Here is a 22038-nt window from a genome sequence, read left to right as displayed (position 1 = left end):
CAACTACTTTATTATAATTAGACGATCATTCCCCACAAATAGTCGCAATTAAGCGACGATTTGCGGCTCGTACTCGATGTTCTCCTAATATTATTCCTTGCCATGTCCCCAAACCTAATACTCCATCGACAATGGGAATAGTCAAACTGTTACCCATTAGGCTAGCTTTAATATGAGCAGGCATATCATCTGCACCTTCATAGTTATGCACGTAATACGCCATATTATCGGGCACCATCTTATTGATATGCGTTTCTAAATCTTGGCGTACTGTAGGGTCGGCATTCTCATTAATCGTTATACTAGCACTGGTATGTTGGATAAATAAGTGCAGCAACCCCTTTTTAACGTTTTTTAAGCCTTCTAGCTGCGCGCTGACTTCTTCTGTGACTAAGTGATATCCTCTGGTCTTAGGGGATAAAATAATAGATTGTTGCAACCACATATCTCTGTAGACCTATTACTTATTAAAGCACATTTCTAAATATAGCTTCCCAGACTCGTGAGAAAACGGCATAACCATTTTTTTCCCATCAACTTGGTGTTTAATCGAATGATTGACACCTGAAACAACTATTGGTGTAGCCATACCAAAATCATAACCTTTCTCCCCAAGTTCATTTTTGGCTCCACCGCAAATCATGTTAGTAATTTCACCCACCATATCTTGTACGTCCGAATCTAAACTATCAGGCTTTTCTCCCAACATTTTCTGCATTATTTCTAATACTAGTCCTTCGTCTAAGGAAATTGACATTGAGCCTTGAATATTTTCACCCACCATACCAATCAGACCAGATATGTCTCCTCTGGCTTGATTATCACTTTTCTTTTTAGGTTTACCTGGTACTAGCTGAATTTGTGCCATGGTTTTCATCACATTCAGTAAAGCGGCAATAAAAGGGTTAATAAACTCAGCATTCATTAGATTAACTTTTCCTTCTTAAGGTATGCTCATTGACAAACTTCACAAGTTCCAAGAGCTTTAATTATTTAGCTTATTACGTCATAACCTACTGATTGGGTTACTTTTAAATCACCACTGGAATCAAAAATTAATCAGGGTGTTTGCAATCGTGATGGTGATAGAAAATAAAAATGCACTAGTCATTTCAATTTTAGGTATTAAAACAATCTATAAGAGAAAATCTAAAGTTCTATAAATATAGCTTGCTTCGCGCTAGATACTGTTAGTTTGAGTGCAATCAAGAATTCTTAAGCGACTATCGATCGTTGTTACTCAAGCAATAGCACATAATTTCCCCCAAACAAGGTAGACCTAGCAACCTTGCTTCCCAAAACTGTCACCCATTATACATCCGAGTATCAATTAAATACTCGCCAATATAATTCGTATTTATTCCTTCAAAACAAACCGTTAGATAATAACACTAATTCTAATGTGTTGCGTATTTTAAACCTTTATTGTTTGTTAACAATGAGCAAATTGAGCGGGTCTATAAATAGCGATTCAATTTTAAAAGTATATTTCAGCGAGCTGTTTTACTATGTTAACTTATGAAAAATGAGTGATTTTGGTATTTATATGATTGAACAAGGTATACAGGTAAAAGCGGATACGAAAGCCATTTGGTTAATTTTTAGCGGAGAAAAAATTTTTCAATTCACCGAAAATTCAGGGTTAATAATAGACACTTGGGAAAAACTCAGCTTTGCCCATGCCTACCAAGATCAAATCGTCAAAATAGGCAGTCATGATGATTTACCTTGTTTCTTAATCGATATGGGTAATGAGCATATCGAGCAGGATGAGCTATCGCTAATCAGTATGCGCGCATTGATAATGCAAAATCAAACAAGCTTTTTTGGCGTAGCTTCACGAGCATGGCAAATTGCATTATTTATGCGTACTCATAGATTTTGTGGACAATGTGGTAGCACGATGCAACAAATTGATTGGGAAATGGCAATGCAGTGTTCACGCTGTCATCATCGCTGTTACCCAAGAATTTCGCCTTGCATAATTGTATCTATTCGTAATAACGGCAAAATATTACTAGCTCAAGGCAAACCGCAACGTTCTCGACAAATGTTTTCAACTTTAGCCGGCTTTGTAGAAAGTGGCGAACAACTCGAACAAGCGGTGCACAGAGAAGTATTTGAAGAAGTTGGTATTAAGGTTAAAAATTTACGTTATTTTTCAAGCCAACCTTGGCCTTTTCCTCATTCGTTAATGGTGGGTTTTTTGGCTGACTTCGAATCAGGGGAAATAAAAGTAGATGGTAAAGAAATTCTAGAGGCTCACTGGTTTGACCCAGATGAACTCCCCAATATCCCACCCAAATTGTCCATTGCGGGACAACTTATTCAAAAAACTATTGAAGAAATTAAACAACATCAAGCATAACGATTTAATACTGGAGATAGAGTTATCGCAAGACATAAAAAACCCCACATAAGTGGGGTTTAAATATTTTAGCGTCTTGGTCTCGTTAACGAGCTTCTTGCTTTATGTTTGCTTTCGCATCAGTGTTATAGCAGACAAATCTCTGTGATTGCAAGTTTTTGTTAAATATAGTCCAGTTTATCCTTTTTTCAGCGGCTAAAATCGCTACAATACAGCCCTTTAAGCCTATCACCCAAATTTTAGGTAAATCATTCCAGTTTGAGGAAATCAATGCAGCCATTGCAGAACGACCGATATTTACGAGCATTACTCCGCCAACCAGTCGACACAACACCAGTATGGATGATGCGCCAAGCAGGTCGGTATTTGCCAGAGTATAAAGCCACCAGAGCACAAGCCGGCGATTTTATGTCGCTATGTAAAAACGCCGAGTTAGCCTGCGAGGTAACGCTTCAACCGTTACGTAGATTTGACTTAGATGCCGCCATCTTATTCTCCGATATTTTAACTATTCCAGACGCCATGGGGTTAGGTCTATATTTTGAGACTGGTGAAGGTCCAAAATTTCAAAATCCTTTGACTTGTATGGCTGATATTCAAAAATTACCCCTGTTAGATCCTGAAGTCGAACTGGGTTATGTAATGAATGCGGTTCGCACTATTCGCAAAAATCTGCAAGGTAGTGTGCCATTAATTGGTTTTTCCGGCAGCCCATGGACACTAGCTACATACATGATCGAAGGTGGTTCTAGTAAAGCTTTCACTAAAATCAAAAAAATGGCCTTTAGTGATCCACAAGCTCTGCATTTATTACTGGATAAGTTAGCTGATTCAGTAATTTTGTATCTTAATGCACAGATTGCAGCCGGAGCTCAATCGGTGATGGTATTTGACACTTGGGGCGGCGTACTTTCTGGCCGTGACTATCAAGAGTTTTCTCTACAATATATGCATAAAATTGTAGATGGCCTAACACGGGAAAATGATGGGCGAAAAGTGCCTGTTACTTTGTTCACCAAAAATGCCGGGTTATGGTTAGAATCCATTGCGGCAACAGGTTGCGATGCGGTTGGATTGGACTGGACGGTTGATATGGCCGATGCCAAGGCACGTATTGGCGACAAAGTTGCGCTGCAGGGTAACATGGACCCTTCTATGTTATATGCACCAGCCACTCGTATTGAACAAGAAGTGCAGCTAATTTTGGACGGTTTTGGTAAAGGTAATGGCCATGTGTTTAACCTCGGCCATGGCATTCACTTAGATGTACCACCAGAGAACGCCAAAATATTCATTGATGCGGTTCACAAATTAAGTAAACCTTTTCATCAATAACAAAAACGAGCACGCTATACTTTTGAAAGCATATCTCTAGTTTTCTTCAGTAAAGAAATGGTCGCAATACTGCCGGCCATTTCGCTCATCCCTTCACCTTCAAATTCTGCACATGCATATCCAGTGAACCCAGAGTCGGTGAGAATTTTCATACATTGCAAATAATTGATTTTTGACTCTTGACCATTGGATTCAAAACCATATGTTTTGGCACTGACACCCCGAGTATAGGGCGCCAGATCTTCCAACCCCTGAATAGTGTCATAACGTCTCTGTGGTGAGTGATTCCAGCCGCCCATAAAAAAATTATCTAAATCAGCGTAAACACCTAAATTAGGATGGTCTACTTTTTCCATTAACATCGCCAACCAAGCACCGTTGCTAGAAGGGTGGCCATGATTTTCAACCAATAATTCCAAACCTAGCTGTTGAGTATAAGCCGCCAGTTCAGTCAAACTTTCAGCGTTTTGTTCAAGCTGTTCAAGGTATGTCCCATCTCCATAGGCATTGACTCTAAGTTGTGAACACCCCAACTCAGTTGCAGCGTCTATCCAAGGTTTGTGTTTTTCTATTGCCAAGGCCCGTTTACTTTTTGATGAACTTCCCAAATAACCTAATTCGTCACACATTAAACAAGTAAAGCCAACATCTTGGTCATTGGACATTGCCTTAAATTTTCTAAGCCAAGGTTTATCTTGCGCATGCCCAAACCAAAGTACATTGGCTAAATCCACCATTTCGACGCCTAACTTCCTAGCGATAATGACAATGTCTCGGGGATCCATATCCCCCTTTAAAACTGCATCTGGATTTGAATGTAATGTTTTGATAAACCACTCATAATTATCACGACCATCACCAAAAATAGCCCGATGAAAAGACCATTGGCTTAAGGCTATATCAAACAATCTGTTAGCTTTTTGTGGAGAAGCATACAAAGGCGGCATAACGGACATAGCCACCAGCGAAGACGCTGTTTTTACAAAGTTTCTGCGGTTCATCAACTGCCCTTTAATTTCGAATAGAACTAGGTAATAAGCCTACTCTTGCTTAGTAAAAGTGACTACCTCACCTGAAGCACAAAGCTGCTGAGCCTCAACTTTACTGCAGGCTTGATCCATTTTAAGTAAACCTATACCGGCGCCATTTGATAGTGTCGTTAATTTATGGCCATTGGGTTTGCGATGCCTAACCAACATATTACGCCTCTGTGTAAACCAATTAAGAGGCGAATATTTGCTGTATAAAATACGGTTAAGTTTGTCGAACCACTTTAGCAACTTATCCGGGAATTCATTTTTGATTCCGCTACTGGTGATTTGCGTAATATTGGGACTGTTATTTCTGAATCTTAAGGTTACGTCATACACAAAAGAATAATGCACATCACCCGACAGAATCACAAAATTAGGAGGTGTTTTGCGATTACGAAAAATATTTAGCATCACACTAGCGGTGCCTTTGTGAGCCATCCAGTTTTCAGCGTCAACAGTTAGTGCCTTGCCAAAAAAGGTAAAAATACGCTGTATAGTTTCAATGAGTTTCACACCAAAAATTGGTGCTGCAGATACCATAATCACAGATTCTTGACCAATTAGTTCCTGCTGTAATTCGCAAAGGGCTTCCCAATCCATCAGTCCAGATGGTTTGCTTAAACTAGACTCTGAACGCCAACGTTGAGTGCGTGTATCTAATACCACCAATTTCGGAGAGGTTTGCAAGCAATAATGCCATTGTTCCCATTCAAGCATGATGTGCACAAGTTTGTCATGATGTTGGATGCCACTTTCAGTAAAATATTCTCTACAAGACTCAAATAAGGGCTGCAGTTTTGTAGGATCATTGCCCCATCCTTGACACAACCAATACCCTAATAGCGCGTTGCCGACTATACGTTTCGCAAATAAATTACCGTATACCGCCTCTTCCCAGCCTCGGGTTAAATTCCAATCATCGGTAATATCATGGTCATCAAAAATCATATATACCCGCACATGAGCCAAGGCACGTCTGACTTTATCTAATCCAGCAACGAAGTGTTCGATTATGGCTTGTTCTTCTCTAAACTTTTGTTTAAAGGGTTCAGGGATTGATGTGTCACTGATCTTTGTCAATTGCCACATTTCTGGGGACCAAGTAAGAATATACATAGCCATAACTTCAGCAAAAGAAATTAAGTGGTTACTCGCATTGACCGAAGTAAAAATAGGTTTGCGTTTGGCAGCAAAAAACTGGCTATAAGTATTCTCAGTACTAGGGTCGTCAGGTAATAGTTCTGGCCGTTGATAAAAACAATTGGGGTGTTTAAATAACTCTTGGCTGTTTTTAATCGTTGCACCTTCAAGCTCTTCGTGAAAAAGCCCCAAAAGGTCTATTGTTTGCTCAATAACAAGTAGTGTTGGCCCCGCAACGTCATCGGTATAAACCTGATCTCCGGACATCATTAATAAGTCTGGCAACTCACTTTGTCCGGTGACACCTTTTTCTATTTGTTGGTCGACAATGACTAAACCATCTCCACTTTCATGATGAGGTTTACGACAAGAGCCATGCAACATATGCCCGATTTGTCTGCGGACCAAAAAGCTAGGATACGCCTCACCTGAGTAAAGCAAAGAGGGCAGCAACTCGCATAAAAAACTACTGGCTCCATACTGATCTTGTAAGCTGATGTCATAACTTACTCTACTGCCACATGGAATTTCAGTATTCGGTTCGAGGGTGATTAAATTCACAAAAGCGTGAGTACCCACTTGCACTTGACTCAACTGTTGCGCATTTAGCCGAGCATCAAACCAAGTTCTTTGCTCTTTGTGATTGAACAAGGTCACTGAAAAATCGAATGCTTGACTAGTTATCAGCCAAAAACAAACTTGATTAGCATTAGCTCGCCGAACAATAGGGCCGGCGAGTATTTTTGGCAATAACGCAGCGGTAATTTTAGACAAAATACTTGAACGCGTGGTTATTCAAACACAGAATTGAGATAGGCTGCGATTCGAACGCCGGCCATTTGTAAGCGTTGCTTCACAATAGGCAAATTTTGAAATTGATAATCCCAAGACAACTCGTCTTGGTCTGGATAAAGATTAGCTCGTAACTTGGCACTTTCAGCTACCCACACCTTAGGATCCAGTTCCTTCCAATTTTGCGCTTGTTTTTTTGTAATTTTACGGCTCAATATGTTCGACCATTCTGTATAAGACAATTGTTGCCTATCAATTAAACCTGAATCCCAGACTCGATGTAAATTAGACTCTTCCCAAAAGAATTTCAATTTTACATCATTGCCGCCTCTATCGAGTCCGTTTCCTGCGTGAAAAGGTTGGTGTAAATCCCCAATAATATGCACGATAAACCTCAAGGCGAGCTGTTTTTTTGCGAGGCTAGTTTGTTTACTTTTTAGTTGCTTTGTAAACAATTCCAATGCGGTTACCGCATTACCTTCAGGCGGAGGGGCAACATCTGAATACTTTTTCCCATCATACACGTCTACATAGTGCCAAGGGCTGGCTGTTTTTTGCCAAAATTCACTAGGGTCAGCACGCATTTCGTCAGCATAAGTCGAAGCTTCTGCTAGATCTTCATTCACTAACAACTGCTTAATCGCTAGTTGTGCTTGTGGTGTTAAATATTGCTCTGCTATTGCGCCGGTTACCCTATGACCAACTTGGCCCCAACTTAACGCTTGAAAACTCATCGCCGCGGCAATGGTACCTATTACTAATTTTTTAAACTTCATGCTAACGCTCTTGTATTTATTAATTATATTGTTGCTAATTGTTCTTTTAACAAATCATGGATACCACCAAAACTACCATTACTCATTACCAGAATGTGATCTCCGGGTTTAGCATAAGAAACAATAGATTTGACCAACAGTTGCAAGTCTTTATATAACATTGCGGTGACGTCACTCTGCGCCAGCAGAGCATCCATCGACCAGCTTAAATTAGCAGGCTCAAGAATAAACACCTGATTAGCTTTTGACCATGACCCAGCAAGTGTATCTTTGTGAATCCCCATTTTCATGGTGTTCGAGCGAGGTTCCAAAACAGCTAAAATACGCCCGTCTCCCACTTTTGACCTTAGTCCGTCGATAGTGAAAGCAATGGCAGTAGGATGATGGGCAAAGTCATCATATATTGTAATGTCATTGACCTTAGCTTTAACTTCCATACGGCGTTTTACATTGACAAATTGACCTAAAGCCGCGACTGCCAGTTCACTTTTAACACCGCAATGTTTAGCAGCGGCAATGGCCATCAAGCCGTTATTGAGATTATGTTCGCCCATTAAATCCCAATGCACTTTTCCTTGATCTTGCCCTTTAAACAACACATCAAATTCACTGCATTCGGGATTATTATTTTGTACCTGCCAATCACCGCCAGTATATTGCACTGGAGTCCAACATCCCATATCTAACACTTTACGTAAGTTATTATCTGATTTCGGTAAAAGGACCAGTCCGTTATTGGGTACCATTCGTAACAAATGGTTAAATTGCTTTTGGATATCACCTAAGTCTGAAAAAATATCTGCATGATCGAATTCAAGGTTATTCATGACTAATGTACGGGGGCGATAGTGAACAAATTTGGAACGTTTATCAAAAAACGCACTGTCGTATTCATCCGCTTCAATCACAAAAAATGGGGTTTCGCCCAAACGCGCCGAAACATCAAAGTTTTGTGGAATACCACCAATTAAGAACCCAGGTTTGAGCCCTGCGTATTCTAATATCCAAGCCACCATACTAGAGGTACTGGTTTTTCCATGGGTACCAGAAACGGCTATTACCCAACGGTCTTTGAGTACGTTTTCTAGCAACCACTGTGGGCCACTGGTGTAAGGCAAGTTTCTTTCTAAGACATACTCCACGGCCTCATTACCCCGAGACAGCGCGTTACCTATTACCACTATATCCGGTTCATTTTTAAATTGTTTTGTGTCGTAACCTTCAAATAACTCAATACCTAAAGACTCTAACTGTGTGCTCATAGGCGGATAGACATTAGCGTCAGAACCCGTCACTTTGTGCCCTAACTCTTTTGCAATAGCGGCAATTCCCCCCATAAAAGTGCCACAGATACCTAAAATATGTAGATGCATAGATTGCCATTTAAAAAGTCTAAGGGGAGTAGATTACCAGAACAAATATCCGTAACCCAATTAACAATGTAAAAATTTTACATTGTTGCTGCAGCTAGGTTTTGGTGACGTATCGGTATTGGTTATAAAGAATACGTTTAGGTTACTGAGTTTATAGGTTTTTGTGGGTATAATTATTGAAGCAGTATTAACAATAATAACAATCTAGCTGCATCACCCTACAACTAAAAGGTATTTACACGTAATGAAAAGACTTAACTCGCAACTTCAAGAAGATGGCGCTCCTATGGAGCTAATACTGCTACTAAGAACATTATTAGCAGGCTGCAAAGAAATTTCATTTAGGGTCAGTCAAGGGGCATTGGCTGGTGTATTAGGATCAACACTCAGTGAAAATGTTCAAGGTGAAACCCAAAAGAAGTTAGATATTATTTCTAATCAAATTCTCAAAGATATTCTTAGTGAGTCTGGTTACGTTAAAGCTATCTCTTCTGAAGAAGAAGACGAAGTCGTACCCTGCAATCCAAATGGTAATTACTTAGTTAGCTTTGATCCCCTTGATGGTTCATCCAACACCGATATTAATAGCCTTATCGGTACGATTTTTTCAATTACCCATGCCCCGCAATGGATGGATCCTGATGACCCATCAGCCTTTTTACAACCAGGTACACAAATAGTTGCAGCTGGTTACGTATTATACGGCCCATCAGCAATGCTCGCTTTAACTACAGGTCGAGGTACACACCTATATACCTTAGATAAAACCCATGGCGGCTTCTTATTAACGACTCCTAACGTCAAAGTGCCAGAGCAAACATCAGAGTTCTCAATTAACGCATCCAATCAACGTCATTGGGAAGGACCAATTCAAGACTATGTTAGCGATTTGTTAGCTGGAACTGAAGGTCCTAGAGAGAAGGACTACAACATGCGTTGGGTCGCTGCAATGGTAGGAGATATCCACAGAGTTTTATGCCGAGGTGGCATTTTTATGTATCCCTACGACAAGCGTGATCCCAGTAAAGCGGGTAAATTACGTTTGTTATATGAAGCCAATCCTATGGCCTTCCTCGTGGAGCAAGCTGGAGGTTTAGCTGAGACCGGTTCAGGGCGAATCATGGAAGTCATGCCGACTGAAATTCATCAACGTGTCCCTGTTTTAATTGGCTCAAAGGATGAAGTTGAGGCATGTTTAAGCTACAACAAATAAACTTTAATAATCATAAATAAACGTAAAACGCCTCAGATGAGGCGTTTTACGTTTCCGGTTATTATTTTTATTATAATAACGGGGCGATGACCAAACTCACTATAGCCATTACATTAATAAGGATATTCATCGATGGGCCTGATGTATCTTTAAATGGGTCGCCCACAGTATCTCCCACTACTACTGCGGCATGAGTATCAGAACCTTTACCACCTAGGTTACCTTTTTCCACATACTTTTTAGCATTGTCCCAAGCACCACCAGCATTGGCCATCATTAACGCAAGTAACACACAACCTAATAGTGCACCACCTAACATTCCGCCTAACGCATAAGCACCTAAGCCAAATCCAACCAGTGGAGGCACGCCGACTGCTATTACCCCCGGCAATATCATTTTTTTCAACGCTGCTTGCGTAGCAATATCAACACAACGTGCATTATCAGGCTCGGCTGTACCTTCCATCAAACCGTCGATTTCTCTGAACTGGCGACGAATCTCATGGATCATTTCAAATGCTGCATCCCCAACCGCAGTCATTGTGATTGAGGCGATTAGAAAGGGTAATAATCCGCCAATAAAGAGACCTATCAATACCATGGGGTTACCCAAATTAAGGGTAAAATCAGGGTATTTATTCACCAAGGTTTCTATAAAAGCCGCAATAATAGCAAGCGCAGCGAGGGCCGCTGCGCCAATAGCGAAACCTTTACCAATAGCTGCAGTGGTATTACCCAATTCATCTAACGAATCGGTAATATCGCGAGTTTCCTTTCCTAACCCTGCCATTTCAGCTATTCCGCCCGCGTTGTCAGCCACTGGACCATAAGCATCGATAGCCATAGTGATACCTACAGTCGCTAACATACCAACTGCAGCAATACCCACACCGTATAAACCCGCTAATTGAGTTGACGCAAAAATAATCGCACAGATAGTTAGTACGGGAATCACCACTGATTGCATACCGACAGCCAACCCCGTAATCATTACCGTAGCCGAGCCGGTTTCGCCGGCTTCAGCTATTTTACGTACCGGTGTGGATGCGGTGTAGTATTCAGTTACGAGACCAATAATAATACCACCAACCGCGCCAGCAACGACTGCCCACCATACATGGTCATTCACTCCCAGCTCAGCAACCACAAAGTACGCCGCAATAATAAATATGACCGCCGCTGACATAGTACCAGCGCGCAAAGCCACTTCTGGTTTACTAGCGGATAAAAATTTAACTAAAACAATGCCTGCAACTGAACATAACAAACCAGTAGACGCCAAAACTAAAGGCAAAAACATTAAGGACTCTCTGCTACCTAAAACACCTAAAGCCATAGTAGAAGCAATAGCTATTGTGGCAATCATAGAACCACAATATGATTCAAATATATCCGACCCCATGCCAGCAACATCACCCACATTATCCCCTACATTATCTGCAATAACACCAGGGTTTCGCGGGTCGTCTTCAGGAACACCGGCTTCAATTTTACCCACTAAGTCAGCCCCCACATCAGCGCTTTTAGTGAAAATTCCTCCACCTACGCGAGAAAACAACGCGACTATAGAGGCTCCCATTCCAAACCCATGGATCACGTGGGCAGTGCTTGGGTCACCACCGAAAAACCAATAAAGTGAACCTAAACCTAAAAGCCCCATAGCGGCAACACACAACCCCATGACAGAGCCACCCATAAAAGCAATTGTAAGCGCTGCCGCTGGCCCTTTATCATGAGCTGCCTGAGTGGTACGCACATTCGCTTTAGTCGCAGTAAACATGCCCATATAACCTGCAAAGGCAGAACACACCGCGCCCGCAACAAAAGCGATAGTGGTGTATTGCCCTAAAGAAAAATACAAAGCAATACCCACCACTAGGGCAAAAAGAAATAACATTTTATACTCGCGATGCATAAACACCATGGCACCGGAATGAATAGCATCACCTATTTTAGATATAGCAGGATCTGAGACCGGTGATTTTTTAATCATCAGATAAATAATAAAGGCACAGATTAAACCAGCAATTCCTAGAACGGGTGGCATGTAGAATAATTCAGTCATAAAAGTTCCCAGAGTTAATGTAGCTATGATACAAAGCAAGCCGTTTTTGGTTAAACGCTCTTAGCAAACCACCAAACCGATTTTACTTTGCGATACTTTCACGCCAATCCCTCATTGCCTACATCATTCATGAGTAAATGGCTATTTTATTGTTTTATTTACACTTAATTAACAAATATAACGATATGTTTACCTTTAGTTCAAGTTTTAATCATTAATTGTACTTAGACTGCATTTTAATCACTTTGATGAGTTTCTTCTTGTACCTGTAGGCACTATAATCTTGGCCATTAAAATTCAATCACTTTAGGTAATACTATGAGCCTTAACGCTGTACCCGCTGGTAAAAATTTACCAGAAGAAATCAATGTAATCATCGAAATCCCTGCCCACTCTGATCCAGTCAAATATGAAGTAGACAAAGATTCAGGTGCCATCTTTGTTGACCGCTTTATGGCAACTTGTATGCACTATCCTACTAACTATGGTTATGTTCCACATACTTTGTCTGAAGATGGTGATCCAGCTGATGTATTAGTGTTAACTCCTTTCCCATTATTAGCGGGCTCGGTTATTCGTTGTCGTCCAGTAGGCGTATTAAAGATGACAGACGAATCAGGCATAGATGCAAAAATTCTAGCGGTACCAGCTGATAAGTTATCAACAATTTATCGGGGCGTTACTGATATCGATCAAATTCCAGAGTTAACTAAACACCAAATTCAGCATTTCTTTGAACATTACAAAGACCTAGAGCCAAATAAATGGGTAAAAATCGAAGGTTGGGAAAACGCAGCCGCAGCAAAAGCTGAATTAGTCAACAGTGTTAAGTTGTACGAAGCATCCGAAGAAAAACCAGCATTCTAATTTTCTCCGGAAATAAAAGTGTTACTGAGCCGATTTTTTAGTCGGCTTTTTTATTTGTGTGGATAAAATTTATTATGCGACAATTAAAACTCAGCAAACTTTAGGTCACATTATTTTGCATTTTAATTCCTTGCCCCAATTATCTGACATTCGCAAAAATCCACAATTTCTATTGCTCGCGATGGCCTTCGTAATGCCGCTGGTATTTTCTGTATGGAATGCATTACTCAACAATTTTGTAGTGGAAAAAGCTCAATTCAGCGGTGCGGAAATTGGTATATTGCAGAGCTTGCGAGAAGTCCCCGGTTTTTTAGCTTTTACTGCTGTCTTTTTATTATTAGTTATAAAAGAACAAACCCTAGCGTTAGTTGCGCTGGCTGCAATGTGTATTGGTGTAGCGATCACCGGGTGGTTACCATTTGAAATAGGGTTGTATTGCACTACTGTGCTTATGTCGATTGGATTTCACTACTTCGAAACCATCAATCAATCGTTAACATTACAGTGGATACACAAAGACAAAACGGCGCATTTTATGGGTATACAATTAGCGGTTAAGAGCTTCGCTTCTTTGTTGGCATACGCGTCAATATGGGTATTGATGGAATGGTTTGATATTTCGTATAACGCTATGTACATGTTGGCTGGGGGAGTTGGGCTAATAATTGTTTGTTTAATGTGGGCAAATTTTGACTCTTTCTCTCATGGTACAGCTCAACATAAACATATGTTTTTGCGCAGGCGTTATTGGTTATATTACGCCTTAGTCTTTTTCAGTGGCGCTAGAAGGCAAATATTTATGGTATTTGCATCCTTTATGATGGTTGAAAAATTCGGCTATTCTGTTGGTGATATTAGCCTACTGTTTATTATCAACTATGTTATCAATCTACTTTTTGCACCTAAAATCGGAAAATGGATTAGTAAAATTGGAGAGCGCCGCGCACTAACAATTGAATATCTAGGATTACTTATTGTGTTTATTAGTTATGCGTTAGTGACAGATGGTCGTATTGCTGCCGGTTTATATATCATCGATCATCTATTTTTTGCGATGGCCATCGCTGTGAAAACTTACTTCCAAAAGATCGCCGACCAAAAAGACTTTGCCTCCACTGCTGGTGTCAGTTTCACTATCAATCACATTGCAGCAGTTGTGATCCCAGCGTTATTAGGTATCGTATGGTTAAGTTCACCCAGTTTAGTGTTCTATATCGGCGCAGGTTTTGCCATTTGTTCCTTGTTGTTAGCGTTGAATATACCGAACACCCCTAGTCAAGGTAATGAAGTAGTGAAAAATCCATTTTTTAGAGCAAATCAAATACAGGCCAACAAAAACACATGATTAAAATTGTTCATGCTACTTGCTTAATATTAGCTTTATTTATTCAAACTACATTTGCAAATGAGCCTCTAGAATTATATTGGGAAGATATGGTACCACCCAATTATCAAGCCCCTGACACTCCTTTAGGTCATGACGGCAGCATGATGCAATTGGGGATTGATGCCCCCATAGTCGAAAATCTCGATGGCAAATTGGTAAAAATACCGGGATTTGTTGTTCCTTTAGAGGGCACCAACAAAAACACTAGTGAATTTTTGTTGGTGCCTTATTTCGGGGCCTGTATTCATGTGCCACCACCACCAGCAAACCAAATCGTATATGTGAAGTTTTCTAAGGCCGTGCCGATAGACAAATTAAGCGATGCAGTATGGGTGACAGGTACATTAAGTACTCGAGGCTGGGAAGGTGACCTTGCGACCGTAGGGTATTCTCTGGTAGGCATTAACGTAAGTCCTTATGATGGATAACAAAATTTTGCTAATGAAGCTAATCATAAGAAACTTTTGTTGAAGCATATTTTGTCTATACTGATTTTAGAGTTATTTAGAATAAGTTGATATTTGATAACGGTTAAACTCTATACGCAGAGTCTTGTACACATTAAAAAAATGGATGAAAGGTGATTTGATGAACTTTTTGGCGAAACTCTCTATTGCACAAAAATTGTTTCTTATTCCAATTATTGGAACGGTAGGATTTTTATTATATTTAGGAATAACTACTTACACAGCTTTAAAAAATGTCGACTTATTAGAAAATGTCATTGAAGTACAATATCCAGCTCTAGATGTTACCAAAAATGCGCTAGTTAAAATGGAAAAGGTCAAAGAAACCCTAAGCAGTGCCGTTACCACGGGCGATGAAGAATCCTTAGAGAATGCCCTTAACCACGCCAAAGAAACTCAAGATTTACTACAGAATATTAAGTCAATTGCTCCCGACCTAAGTGCCGATATAAATAGCATTTTGCAATCCTTTAATAGTTACTACAACTTGGCTTTCGATGTATCTAAATCCATGATAGATGGTACCGCGGACTATTCAAAATTGGGTGAATTATCCACAACCATGAATAACAACTACGACAATGCCTTTACAAACTTAAGTAATTTTAAAGAGGCTCGAATTAAGGCGTTTCAAACCGATATACAAGAAGCCAGTGATAATGGTCACTCTACTATTGTCATTGGTGGCGTAATGGCATTATTAACTATCATTTTGTTATTTGCCACGGCTATTCCAATTGTCAATGGCATCAAAGGCAGTATTGTTCAAGTGGTCAATTCACTAAAAGATATCGCCCAAGAAGATGGAGATCTGACTGTCAGGATCCAGTCAAAAAATAAAGATGAAATTGGTGATTTAGTACATTGGTTTAATCAGTTTATGGAAAAACTTCAGGGAGTGGTTAAAGACATTGTTAATGCCTCATTGCCTTTATCAAAATTAGCACAAAATTTAAATCAATTAACAGACGACACCAATAAAACGATTGATGTACAACAACGCTCTGCAGGACAAGCTAAAAATGCGGTTGACGCGATGAGGCACAGCGTGATCGCAGTGGCCGAAAGCGCAGCCGAAGCAGCAAACGCGGCCAGTGATGCATCGAGTGCTGCAAGCGATGGACAAGCCGTTGTTAATGACACTGTACATAGTATTCAAGTGTTGGCGGCCAACGTAGAAGATTCATCTGAAGTTATCAGAAAATTAGAGGCTGATTCTAACCAAGTTGGTGTGGTACTTGATGTCATTAAAGGCATTGCGGAACAGACCAACCTGTTAGCACTTAACGCAGCCATTGAAGCCGCTAGAGCTGGCGAGCAAGGTCGCGGATTTGCAGTAGTAGCCGATGAGGTACGTACCTTAGCGTCAAGAACACAACAATCGACTGAGCAAATTCAAGAAACCATTGAACAACTTCAAAACGCCGCACGTTCTGCAGTAAGTGTTATGGCAAAAGGAACAGAACAGGCGAGTAATAGTGTAGAAACAGCAAATAAAGCTGGTGCTAGTTTATCGGTTATTACGGATACTATTAGTCGTATCACCAACATGAACGATCAAATAGCACAGTCTACAGGCGAGCAGCAGAACGTAGCCAAAACCATCAGTAGCAGTGTTGATGAAATTCATAGTCGCACTGAAGAAACAGCAAGCAGTTCCAGAGAATTAGCATCGGTAAGTTCCGAGCTAGCTAAACTAGCACAACATTTAGAAGGCATAGCTAAACAATTTAAAGTATAAAGTTACGCCATAAAAATCTACATTCGGGTTTTTATGGCTTAATCGAGTGCATAAAAATTTGCCAAAAGTGTGGCTTTTATTTCGTCTTTTATCGCGACTGACTGTTTCGTGTTAAAATCAAAATGCACTAATGTTGTTATACCAGTGGCACATTTAATTTGCTTCTGCCATAACTCTTGATAAACATCAAAAGAACTCGTACCAATGCGGCTAATGTAAGTTCTAACTTGTACTTTGTGACCGTAATAAATCTGCTCTAAAAAATCCACTTTATAACTCGCTAAAATTAGTGGCCAGTTTTGCAAATCCAGGTCAGGATTAAAGAGTTTAAAAATAGGATCGCGTCCACTTTCAAACCAGCCCACCAAAGCAGTATTACTCACATGAGCTAGGGCATCGGTCTCATAAAAACGTACATTAAATTCTTCAACAAACATATTGTTTGGTCCTTAGTTTTGCAGCAAAGGTTTAAGGAACCGCGCGGTATGTGAGATTTGTGTATTACAAATATCTTCTGGAGTACCTTGTGCCACGATTTGACCGCCACCAGCTCCACCTTCAGGTCCAAGATCGACTACCCAATCTGCGGTTTTTATCACATCTAAATTATGTTCAATTACAACAACAGTATTACCGTGATCACGTAAGCGATGTAGCACTTCCAACAACTGTTTAATATCGTGGAAATGCAAGCCAGTGGTAGGTTCGTCTAAGATATACAATGTTTGTCCAGTATCACGCTTTGATAACTCCTTAGCCAACTTAACACGCTGCGCTTCTCCACCGGATAAGGTAGTCGCCGCTTGCCCTAAACGCACATAAGACAAACCTACGTCCATCAAGGTTTGTAACTTACGGGCAATAGCAGGGATAACATCAAAGAAAGGCCGGGCTTCTTCCACAGTCATATCTAACACTTGATGAATATTTTTGCCCTTGTACTGGATTTCCAAGGTTTCTCGATTGTAACGTTTGCCTTTGCATATATCACAAGGCACATACACATCTGGTAAAAAGTGCATCTCAACTTTGATTACCCCATCTCCTTGACAGGCTTCACAACGCCCTCCTTTGACATTAAAACTAAAGCGTCCTGGTTTATAACCTCGAGATCTAGCTTCTTGAGTGCCGGCAAATAATTCACGTACGGGTGTAAAAATTCCGGCGTAAGTAGCAGGATTGGATCGTGGAGTTCTGCCAATAGGGCTTTGGTCAATATCCACGACCTTGTCCATAAACTCCATACCAGAAATACTTTTATAGGGTGCTGGCTCTCCGGTAGTCGCACCATTCAATTCTCTATGAGCAATTCGATAAAAGGTATCGTTTATCAAAGTAGATTTGCCTGAACCAGACACACCTGTAACACAGGTCATTAAACCTATAGGCGCTCTAAAAGTGACGTCTTGAAGATTATTGCCAGTGGCGCCCGTCAACTCCACCCACTTATCTTGGTCGATTTCGGTTCGTTTAGCAGGGACTGCAATTTTCTCTCTACCAGAAAGGTATTTACCAGTAAGCGAATGCTCACTATTTTTAATATCTTCAATCGTCCCTTGAGCGACTATTTCACCACCGTGTACGCCTGCACCTGGGCCAATATCCAAAACAAAGTCGGCGGTTCTGATAGCATCTTCGTCGTGTTCAACCACAATGACTGTGTTGCCTAAGTCTCGCAAATGAATCAGTGTATCAAGCAACCTCTCGTTATCCCGTTGATGCAACCCAATTGAAGGTTCATCGAGTACATACATCACGCCAACTAAGCCAGCTCCTATTTGACTGGCTAACCTAATTCTTTGGGCCTCACCGCCAGACAATGTATCGGCACTGCGGGACAGAGACAGGTAATTAAGGCCTACATTGACTAAAAAGGACAATCTGTCATTAATTTCTTTGAATATTTTTTCTGCAATTTTGAGTCGTTTGCCGGTTAGCGTAAGGTTAGCGAAAAACTCCAACGCTTCGGCGATGGACATATCGGTAATAATATTGAGTGGTGTTTCGCCTACAAATACGTTTCTAGCTTCTAATCTCAAACGAGTACCAGAACAACTAGAACAAGGTTGTTGGCTGAGATATTTCGAAAGCTCGTCCCTTACAGCATTAGACTCAGTTTCTTTGTAGCGTCGCTCCATGTTGGGAATAATTCCTTCAAATGGATGTTTTCGCTCCATAATGTCGCCACGGTCATTAATATATTTAAACTTCAGTGACGTGCCTTTGCTCCCGTATAACACAATATCCTTGGCTTTTTCATCCAATTCTGAAAATGGCACAGCCAAGTCAAACTTGTAGTGGTCGGCCACGGCTTGCAACATCTGAAAATAATAATAACTACGTTTATCCCAGCCTCTAATAGCTCCGCCAGACAAGCTTATTTCTTCGTTGGCAATAATACGATGGGGATCAAAAAACTGCCTAGTGCCCAATCCGTCGCAACTTTGGCAAGCTCCGGCTGGGTTGTTAAAGGAAAATAAACGAGGCTCCAATTCAGCCATACTGTAACCACAATGTGGACAGGCAAAATTAGAAGAAAACACCAACTCTGCCTTTTCGGGCTCATCCATAAAGGCCACTGTAGCCGTGCCCCCAGACAAGTTTAAGGCAGTTTCAAATGACTCTGCCAAACGAAGTTTTAGATCTTCGCGCACCTTGAAGCGGTCAACCACCACTTCAATGGTGTGTTTTTTATGTAAATCTAAATCAGGAGGATCCGACAAATCACATACGTTACCGTCAATTCGCGCCCGAATAAAACCTTGGGCCGCAAGGTTTTCTAAAGTTTTAAGATGCTCACCTTTGCGGCCTTGAATAACAGGGGCAAGCAACATCAGTTTAATATCAGCCGGCATCTCGAGTACGCGGTCAACCATTTGACTAATTGTTTGTGCATCTAACGCTACATGATGATCAGGGCAACGGGGCTCGCCAACTCGTGCATATAACAAACGCAAATAATCGTAAATTTCTGTAATGGTTCCCACTGTAGAGCGGGGATTATGAGAAGTGGATTTTTGTTCGATCGAAATAGCGGGTGATAAACCTTCGATATGATCCACATCAGGCTTTTCCATCATAGACAAAAACTGCCTAGCATAAGCCGATAAAGACTCGACATAACGCCTTTGCCCTTCGGCATACAAGGTATCAAAAGCCAAGGAAGATTTACCCGAACCGGACAAACCTGTGATAACAGTTAATTTGTCTCTGGGAATATCTAGATTGATGTTTTTTAGATTGTGGGTTCGAGCACCGCGTACTTCAATTCTATCCATTTTTAACTTTTATCAAATGCAAAAGAAGAAGTATTACATACTCTTGAAACTAGCTCTACGACAACTCTGATTATCTTTTGTAAGGCACATTACAGCTAATCAAAAATGTTGTTTAAATTGTTTGTCGAAATGGAATCTATGCTAGACTAGTCGGCTATTTTGACATCCACCTTTTTGATTTTTTGATAATAGATTAAACCTTGAATTCTACCGAACTTCGCAGCGCTTTCTCTCTTGCCTTTGTGTATGTATTACGCATGCTTGGGCTGTTTATGGTTATGCCCGTCATTGCCGTTAGCGCCCAAGAATACCCCGATTATTCCGCGTTTTTGGTTGGCTTAGCCATAGGTGGATACGGGCTCACTCAAGCATTGTTGCAGATTCCCATGGGGGTTTTATCCGATAAAATTGGGCGCAAACCAGTGATTGCTGGAGGGTTGGTCATATTTGCTGTTGGTAGTCTTGTGGCAGCAACGGCTGACAGTTTAGTTTGGGTTGTTGTCGGGCGCTTTCTGCAGGGGGCTGGCGCAATTGCTGGTGCGATTATGGCGTTAGCCGGTGATTTAAGCCGCGAAAAACAACGACCCAAAGTTATGGCCATCATCGGTATTTCTATCGGTTTTTCGTTTTACTTAGCATTACTTTTAGGCCCTATTATTGCCAGTAAATTTGGATTGAGCGGTATTTTCCTGATAACAGGTGTATTGGCAACTTTGTGCGTATTCTTAGTATTATTTGTAGTACCTAATGCAAAAAACATTGCACCTAAGGGTGATACTTTGCCCATTTACGAAGACCTTAAAAATCTATTTAGGCACCCTCAATTGATACGCCTCAATATTAGTGTGTTATTACTGCATATGCTGATCACACTACTATTTGTGCAAATTCCGGTGTTCCTAGTTGATTTAAAATGGCCGCTTTCCACTCACTGGCAAGTCTATTCTGTGGTGCTATTTGCTTCGGTTATTGGCCTTGTTGTACTTATGGCACTAGCCGCTAAAAGCAAACAGGCGGTCATGCAATTCAGCGTTGCTGGCATGGCGATTATATTTGGACTCTTTGTTTTTGGCCAACATTCGATTATTTATTTGATGATATTGGTAAGCCTATTTTTCACTTGTTTCAATTATCTAGAAGCAAATTTTCCGGCAATGGTTTCAAATATCGCCCCTGCTGGTAAGAAAGGCTCAGCCATGGGTGTGTATGCGAGTTTTCAGTTTTTTGGTGCATTTATTGGTGGGGTGTTATCTGGCAGTATTGGCGCACTTTTAGGCATTCAGTGGGTGTTTGTATTGGCCAGTATTTTATGTGCTGTATGGTTACTTCTGATTAAGGGGATCAACGGGACGCAAAGGCTAAAAAGGTATACACTTAACACAAATGAAATAATAACAGATCTGACTTTACAGCAGCTTTCGGCGCTAAAAGGCTTGGTTGATATAACAGTTGTTCCGAATGAACAAGTTATGTACATAAAGGCAGAACAACATTTCGATATTCAACAAGCTCGACTTGTACTGAATTTAAAAGAGTAATTAGGAGGAAACATGGCGAGTAAAGGTGTAAATAAAGTAATTTTAGTGGGTAATTTAGGCAAAGATCCTGAAGTAAGGTATACCCCTAATGGAAAGGCAGTGGCCAATCTAACCTTAGCCACATCAGAAAGTTGGAAAGATCAGAGTGGCCAGATGCAAGAAAAAACAGAATGGCACCGTGTCTCCATGTTCGGAAAACTTGCTGAAATCGCTGGTGAATATTTGCGTAAAGGTAGTCAGGTTTATATTGAAGGTAAACTTCAAACCCGTAAATGGCAGAACAAAGAAGGGCAAGATCAATACACCACAGAGATTGTTTTAGACCCGTTTAATGGCGTCATGCAAATGTTAGGTGGACGCGGTGGCAGTCAATCTGAAGGTGGCTTCCAAGGTCAACAACGTCCTGCGCAACAGCCTAATCAAGGTTATCAGCAAGCGCCACAGCAAGGTTATCAACAAGCGCCTCAGCAGAATCAACAATACCAAAAGCCACCAGCTCAAGGTAACCCTCAACAATCCAATCAAGGTTTTAATCAAGCACCACAGCAAGGTCAACCTGCACCTATGGCTGAACCAGATTTTGATTTTGACGATGATATTCCTTTTTAGGCTTCCGGGATTTAAAAGTGTAAAGGATAAAACACTTTTAACTACCATCTAAACT

At 40.8% G+C, this 22038-nt stretch carries 18 protein-coding genes; 9 read left to right on the top strand and 9 right to left on the bottom strand.

The window, feature by feature from the left end; genetic code table 11:
- Window positions 1–25: 25 nt before the first annotated feature.
- Complete coding sequence (locus tag KO534_RS17210; protein ID WP_215931387.1) at window positions 26–445, bottom strand: secondary thiamine-phosphate synthase enzyme YjbQ; 420 nt, start codon at window positions 443–445, stop codon at window positions 26–28.
- 15 nt (window positions 446–460) lie between these two features.
- On the bottom strand, window positions 461–925 hold the full coding sequence (locus tag KO534_RS17205) for a chemotaxis protein CheX (protein ID WP_215931385.1): 465 nt from the start codon (window positions 923–925) through the stop codon (window positions 461–463).
- Between the two features lie 621 nt (window positions 926–1546).
- On the opposite strand from KO534_RS17205, the gene nudC reads away from it, so the two are divergent.
- Entirely contained in the window at window positions 1547–2368 is an 822-nt protein-coding gene (gene nudC, locus KO534_RS17200) for an NAD(+) diphosphatase (protein ID WP_215931383.1), read from the top strand.
- Between the two features lie 270 nt (window positions 2369–2638).
- Window positions 2639–3703 (top strand): uroporphyrinogen decarboxylase, encoded by a 1065-nt coding sequence (gene hemE / locus KO534_RS17195; protein WP_215931381.1) that lies wholly within the window; start codon window positions 2639–2641, stop codon window positions 3701–3703.
- Window positions 3704–3717: 14 nt separating this feature from the next.
- Here the strand turns inward: hemE and KO534_RS17190 are convergent, their stop codons facing one another.
- From KO534_RS17190 to mpl, 4 genes are read right to left on the bottom strand one after another with little or no spacing between them, the layout of a single operon-like run.
- A complete protein-coding gene (locus KO534_RS17190) occupies window positions 3718–4704 on the bottom strand; it encodes a sugar phosphate isomerase/epimerase family protein (RefSeq protein ID WP_215931378.1) in 987 nt (328 codons plus the stop codon).
- Between the two features lie 39 nt (window positions 4705–4743).
- Complete coding sequence (locus KO534_RS17185) at window positions 4744–6654, bottom strand: alkaline phosphatase family protein (RefSeq protein WP_215931520.1); 1911 nt, start codon at window positions 6652–6654, stop codon at window positions 4744–4746.
- 14 nt (window positions 6655–6668) lie between these two features.
- Complete coding sequence (locus KO534_RS17180) at window positions 6669–7445, bottom strand: S1/P1 nuclease (protein ID WP_215931376.1); 777 nt, start codon at window positions 7443–7445, stop codon at window positions 6669–6671.
- 23 nt (window positions 7446–7468) lie between these two features.
- Window positions 7469–8818 (bottom strand): UDP-N-acetylmuramate:L-alanyl-gamma-D-glutamyl-meso-diaminopimelate ligase, encoded by a 1350-nt coding sequence (gene mpl, locus KO534_RS17175; protein ID WP_215931374.1) that lies wholly within the window; start codon window positions 8816–8818, stop codon window positions 7469–7471.
- Between the two features lie 244 nt (window positions 8819–9062).
- Between mpl and KO534_RS17170 the strand changes: the two genes are divergently transcribed.
- Window positions 9063–10031 carry a class 1 fructose-bisphosphatase gene (locus tag KO534_RS17170; protein ID WP_215931372.1) on the top strand — a complete coding sequence of 323 codons (969 nt, stop codon included), beginning with the start codon at window positions 9063–9065 and terminating at the stop codon, window positions 10029–10031.
- Between the two features lie 70 nt (window positions 10032–10101).
- Here the strand turns inward: KO534_RS17170 and KO534_RS17165 are convergent, their stop codons facing one another.
- Window positions 10102–12096, bottom strand: a complete 1995-nt coding sequence (locus KO534_RS17165) for a sodium-translocating pyrophosphatase (RefSeq protein WP_215931370.1) — start codon at window positions 12094–12096, stop codon at window positions 10102–10104.
- Window positions 12097–12414: 318 nt separating this feature from the next.
- Between KO534_RS17165 and ppa the strand changes: the two genes are divergently transcribed.
- The 4 genes from ppa to KO534_RS17145 all read left to right on the top strand — a co-directional run bounded on the left by ppa (window position 12415) and on the right by KO534_RS17145 (window position 16558).
- Window positions 12415–12963 carry an inorganic diphosphatase gene (gene ppa, locus KO534_RS17160; protein WP_215931368.1) on the top strand — a complete coding sequence of 183 codons (549 nt, stop codon included), beginning with the start codon at window positions 12415–12417 and terminating at the stop codon, window positions 12961–12963.
- Window positions 12964–13144: 181 nt separating this feature from the next.
- Window positions 13145–14308 carry an MFS transporter gene (locus tag KO534_RS17155; RefSeq protein WP_215931517.1) on the top strand — a complete coding sequence of 388 codons (1164 nt, stop codon included), beginning with the start codon at window positions 13145–13147 and terminating at the stop codon, window positions 14306–14308.
- Entirely contained in the window at window positions 14305–14778 is a 474-nt protein-coding gene (locus tag KO534_RS17150) for a DUF3299 domain-containing protein (RefSeq protein ID WP_215931366.1), read from the top strand. The genes KO534_RS17155 and KO534_RS17150 overlap by 4 nt, the downstream gene beginning before the upstream one ends.
- 160 nt (window positions 14779–14938) lie before the next feature.
- Window positions 14939–16558 carry a methyl-accepting chemotaxis protein gene (locus KO534_RS17145; protein ID WP_215931364.1) on the top strand — a complete coding sequence of 540 codons (1620 nt, stop codon included), beginning with the start codon at window positions 14939–14941 and terminating at the stop codon, window positions 16556–16558.
- A 38-nt stretch (window positions 16559–16596) separates the two neighbouring features.
- Here KO534_RS17145 and KO534_RS17140 read toward each other — a convergent pair whose 3' ends face one another.
- Both KO534_RS17140 and uvrA read right to left on the bottom strand, forming a co-directional pair.
- A complete protein-coding gene (locus KO534_RS17140) occupies window positions 16597–16995 on the bottom strand; it encodes an acyl-CoA thioesterase (RefSeq protein ID WP_215931362.1) in 399 nt (132 codons plus the stop codon).
- A gap of 12 nt (window positions 16996–17007) precedes the next feature.
- A complete protein-coding gene (uvrA, locus tag KO534_RS17135; protein ID WP_215931360.1) occupies window positions 17008–19836 on the bottom strand; it encodes an excinuclease ABC subunit UvrA in 2829 nt (942 codons plus the stop codon).
- 200 nt (window positions 19837–20036) lie between these two features.
- Between uvrA and KO534_RS17130 the strand changes: the two genes are divergently transcribed.
- Both KO534_RS17130 and ssb read left to right on the top strand, forming a co-directional pair.
- Window positions 20037–21374 (top strand): MFS transporter, encoded by a 1338-nt coding sequence (locus tag KO534_RS17130; protein WP_215931358.1) that lies wholly within the window; start codon window positions 20037–20039, stop codon window positions 21372–21374.
- 12 nt (window positions 21375–21386) lie between these two features.
- Window positions 21387–21983 carry a single-stranded DNA-binding protein gene (gene ssb, locus KO534_RS17125; RefSeq protein WP_215931356.1) on the top strand — a complete coding sequence of 199 codons (597 nt, stop codon included), beginning with the start codon at window positions 21387–21389 and terminating at the stop codon, window positions 21981–21983.
- Window positions 21984–22038 lie beyond the last annotated feature (55 nt).

The sequence above is a fragment of the Paraglaciecola arctica genome (genome assembly GCF_018861065.1).
GTDB classification, from domain to species: Bacteria; Pseudomonadota; Gammaproteobacteria; order Enterobacterales; family Alteromonadaceae; genus Paraglaciecola; species Paraglaciecola arctica_B.
Note: the sequence above shows the minus strand (reverse complement) of the source record. Positions and strands in the feature narration are given on the sequence as shown.

Excerpts from the sequence above, each read along its gene's own strand:
- hemE (WP_215931381.1), top strand. The coding sequence starts at position 2,639 with ATGCAGCCATTGCAGAACGACCGATATTTACGAGCATTACTCCGCCAA.
- KO534_RS17170 (WP_215931372.1), top strand. The coding sequence starts at position 9,063 with ATGAAAAGACTTAACTCGCAACTTCAAGAAGATGGCGCTCCTATGGAG.
- KO534_RS17210 (WP_215931387.1), bottom strand. The coding sequence starts at position 445 with ATGTGGTTGCAACAATCTATTATTTTATCCCCTAAGACCAGAGGATAT.
- mpl (WP_215931374.1), bottom strand. The coding sequence starts at position 8,818 with ATGCATCTACATATTTTAGGTATCTGTGGCACTTTTATGGGGGGAATT.
- KO534_RS17150 (WP_215931366.1), top strand. The coding sequence starts at position 14,305 with ATGATTAAAATTGTTCATGCTACTTGCTTAATATTAGCTTTATTTATT.
- nudC (WP_215931383.1), top strand. The coding sequence starts at position 1,547 with ATGATTGAACAAGGTATACAGGTAAAAGCGGATACGAAAGCCATTTGG.
- uvrA (WP_215931360.1), bottom strand. The coding sequence starts at position 19,836 with ATGGATAGAATTGAAGTACGCGGTGCTCGAACCCACAATCTAAAAAAC.
- KO534_RS17145 (WP_215931364.1), top strand. The coding sequence starts at position 14,939 with ATGAACTTTTTGGCGAAACTCTCTATTGCACAAAAATTGTTTCTTATT.
- KO534_RS17140 (WP_215931362.1), bottom strand. The coding sequence starts at position 16,995 with ATGTTTGTTGAAGAATTTAATGTACGTTTTTATGAGACCGATGCCCTA.
- KO534_RS17180 (WP_215931376.1), bottom strand. The coding sequence starts at position 7,445 with ATGAAGTTTAAAAAATTAGTAATAGGTACCATTGCCGCGGCGATGAGT.
- ppa (WP_215931368.1), top strand. The coding sequence starts at position 12,415 with ATGAGCCTTAACGCTGTACCCGCTGGTAAAAATTTACCAGAAGAAATC.
- KO534_RS17155 (WP_215931517.1), top strand. The coding sequence starts at position 13,145 with ATGGCCTTCGTAATGCCGCTGGTATTTTCTGTATGGAATGCATTACTC.
- KO534_RS17165 (WP_215931370.1), bottom strand. The coding sequence starts at position 12,096 with ATGACTGAATTATTCTACATGCCACCCGTTCTAGGAATTGCTGGTTTA.
- KO534_RS17190 (WP_215931378.1), bottom strand. The coding sequence starts at position 4,704 with ATGAACCGCAGAAACTTTGTAAAAACAGCGTCTTCGCTGGTGGCTATG.
- KO534_RS17205 (WP_215931385.1), bottom strand. The coding sequence starts at position 925 with ATGAATGCTGAGTTTATTAACCCTTTTATTGCCGCTTTACTGAATGTG.
- ssb (WP_215931356.1), top strand. The coding sequence starts at position 21,387 with ATGGCGAGTAAAGGTGTAAATAAAGTAATTTTAGTGGGTAATTTAGGC.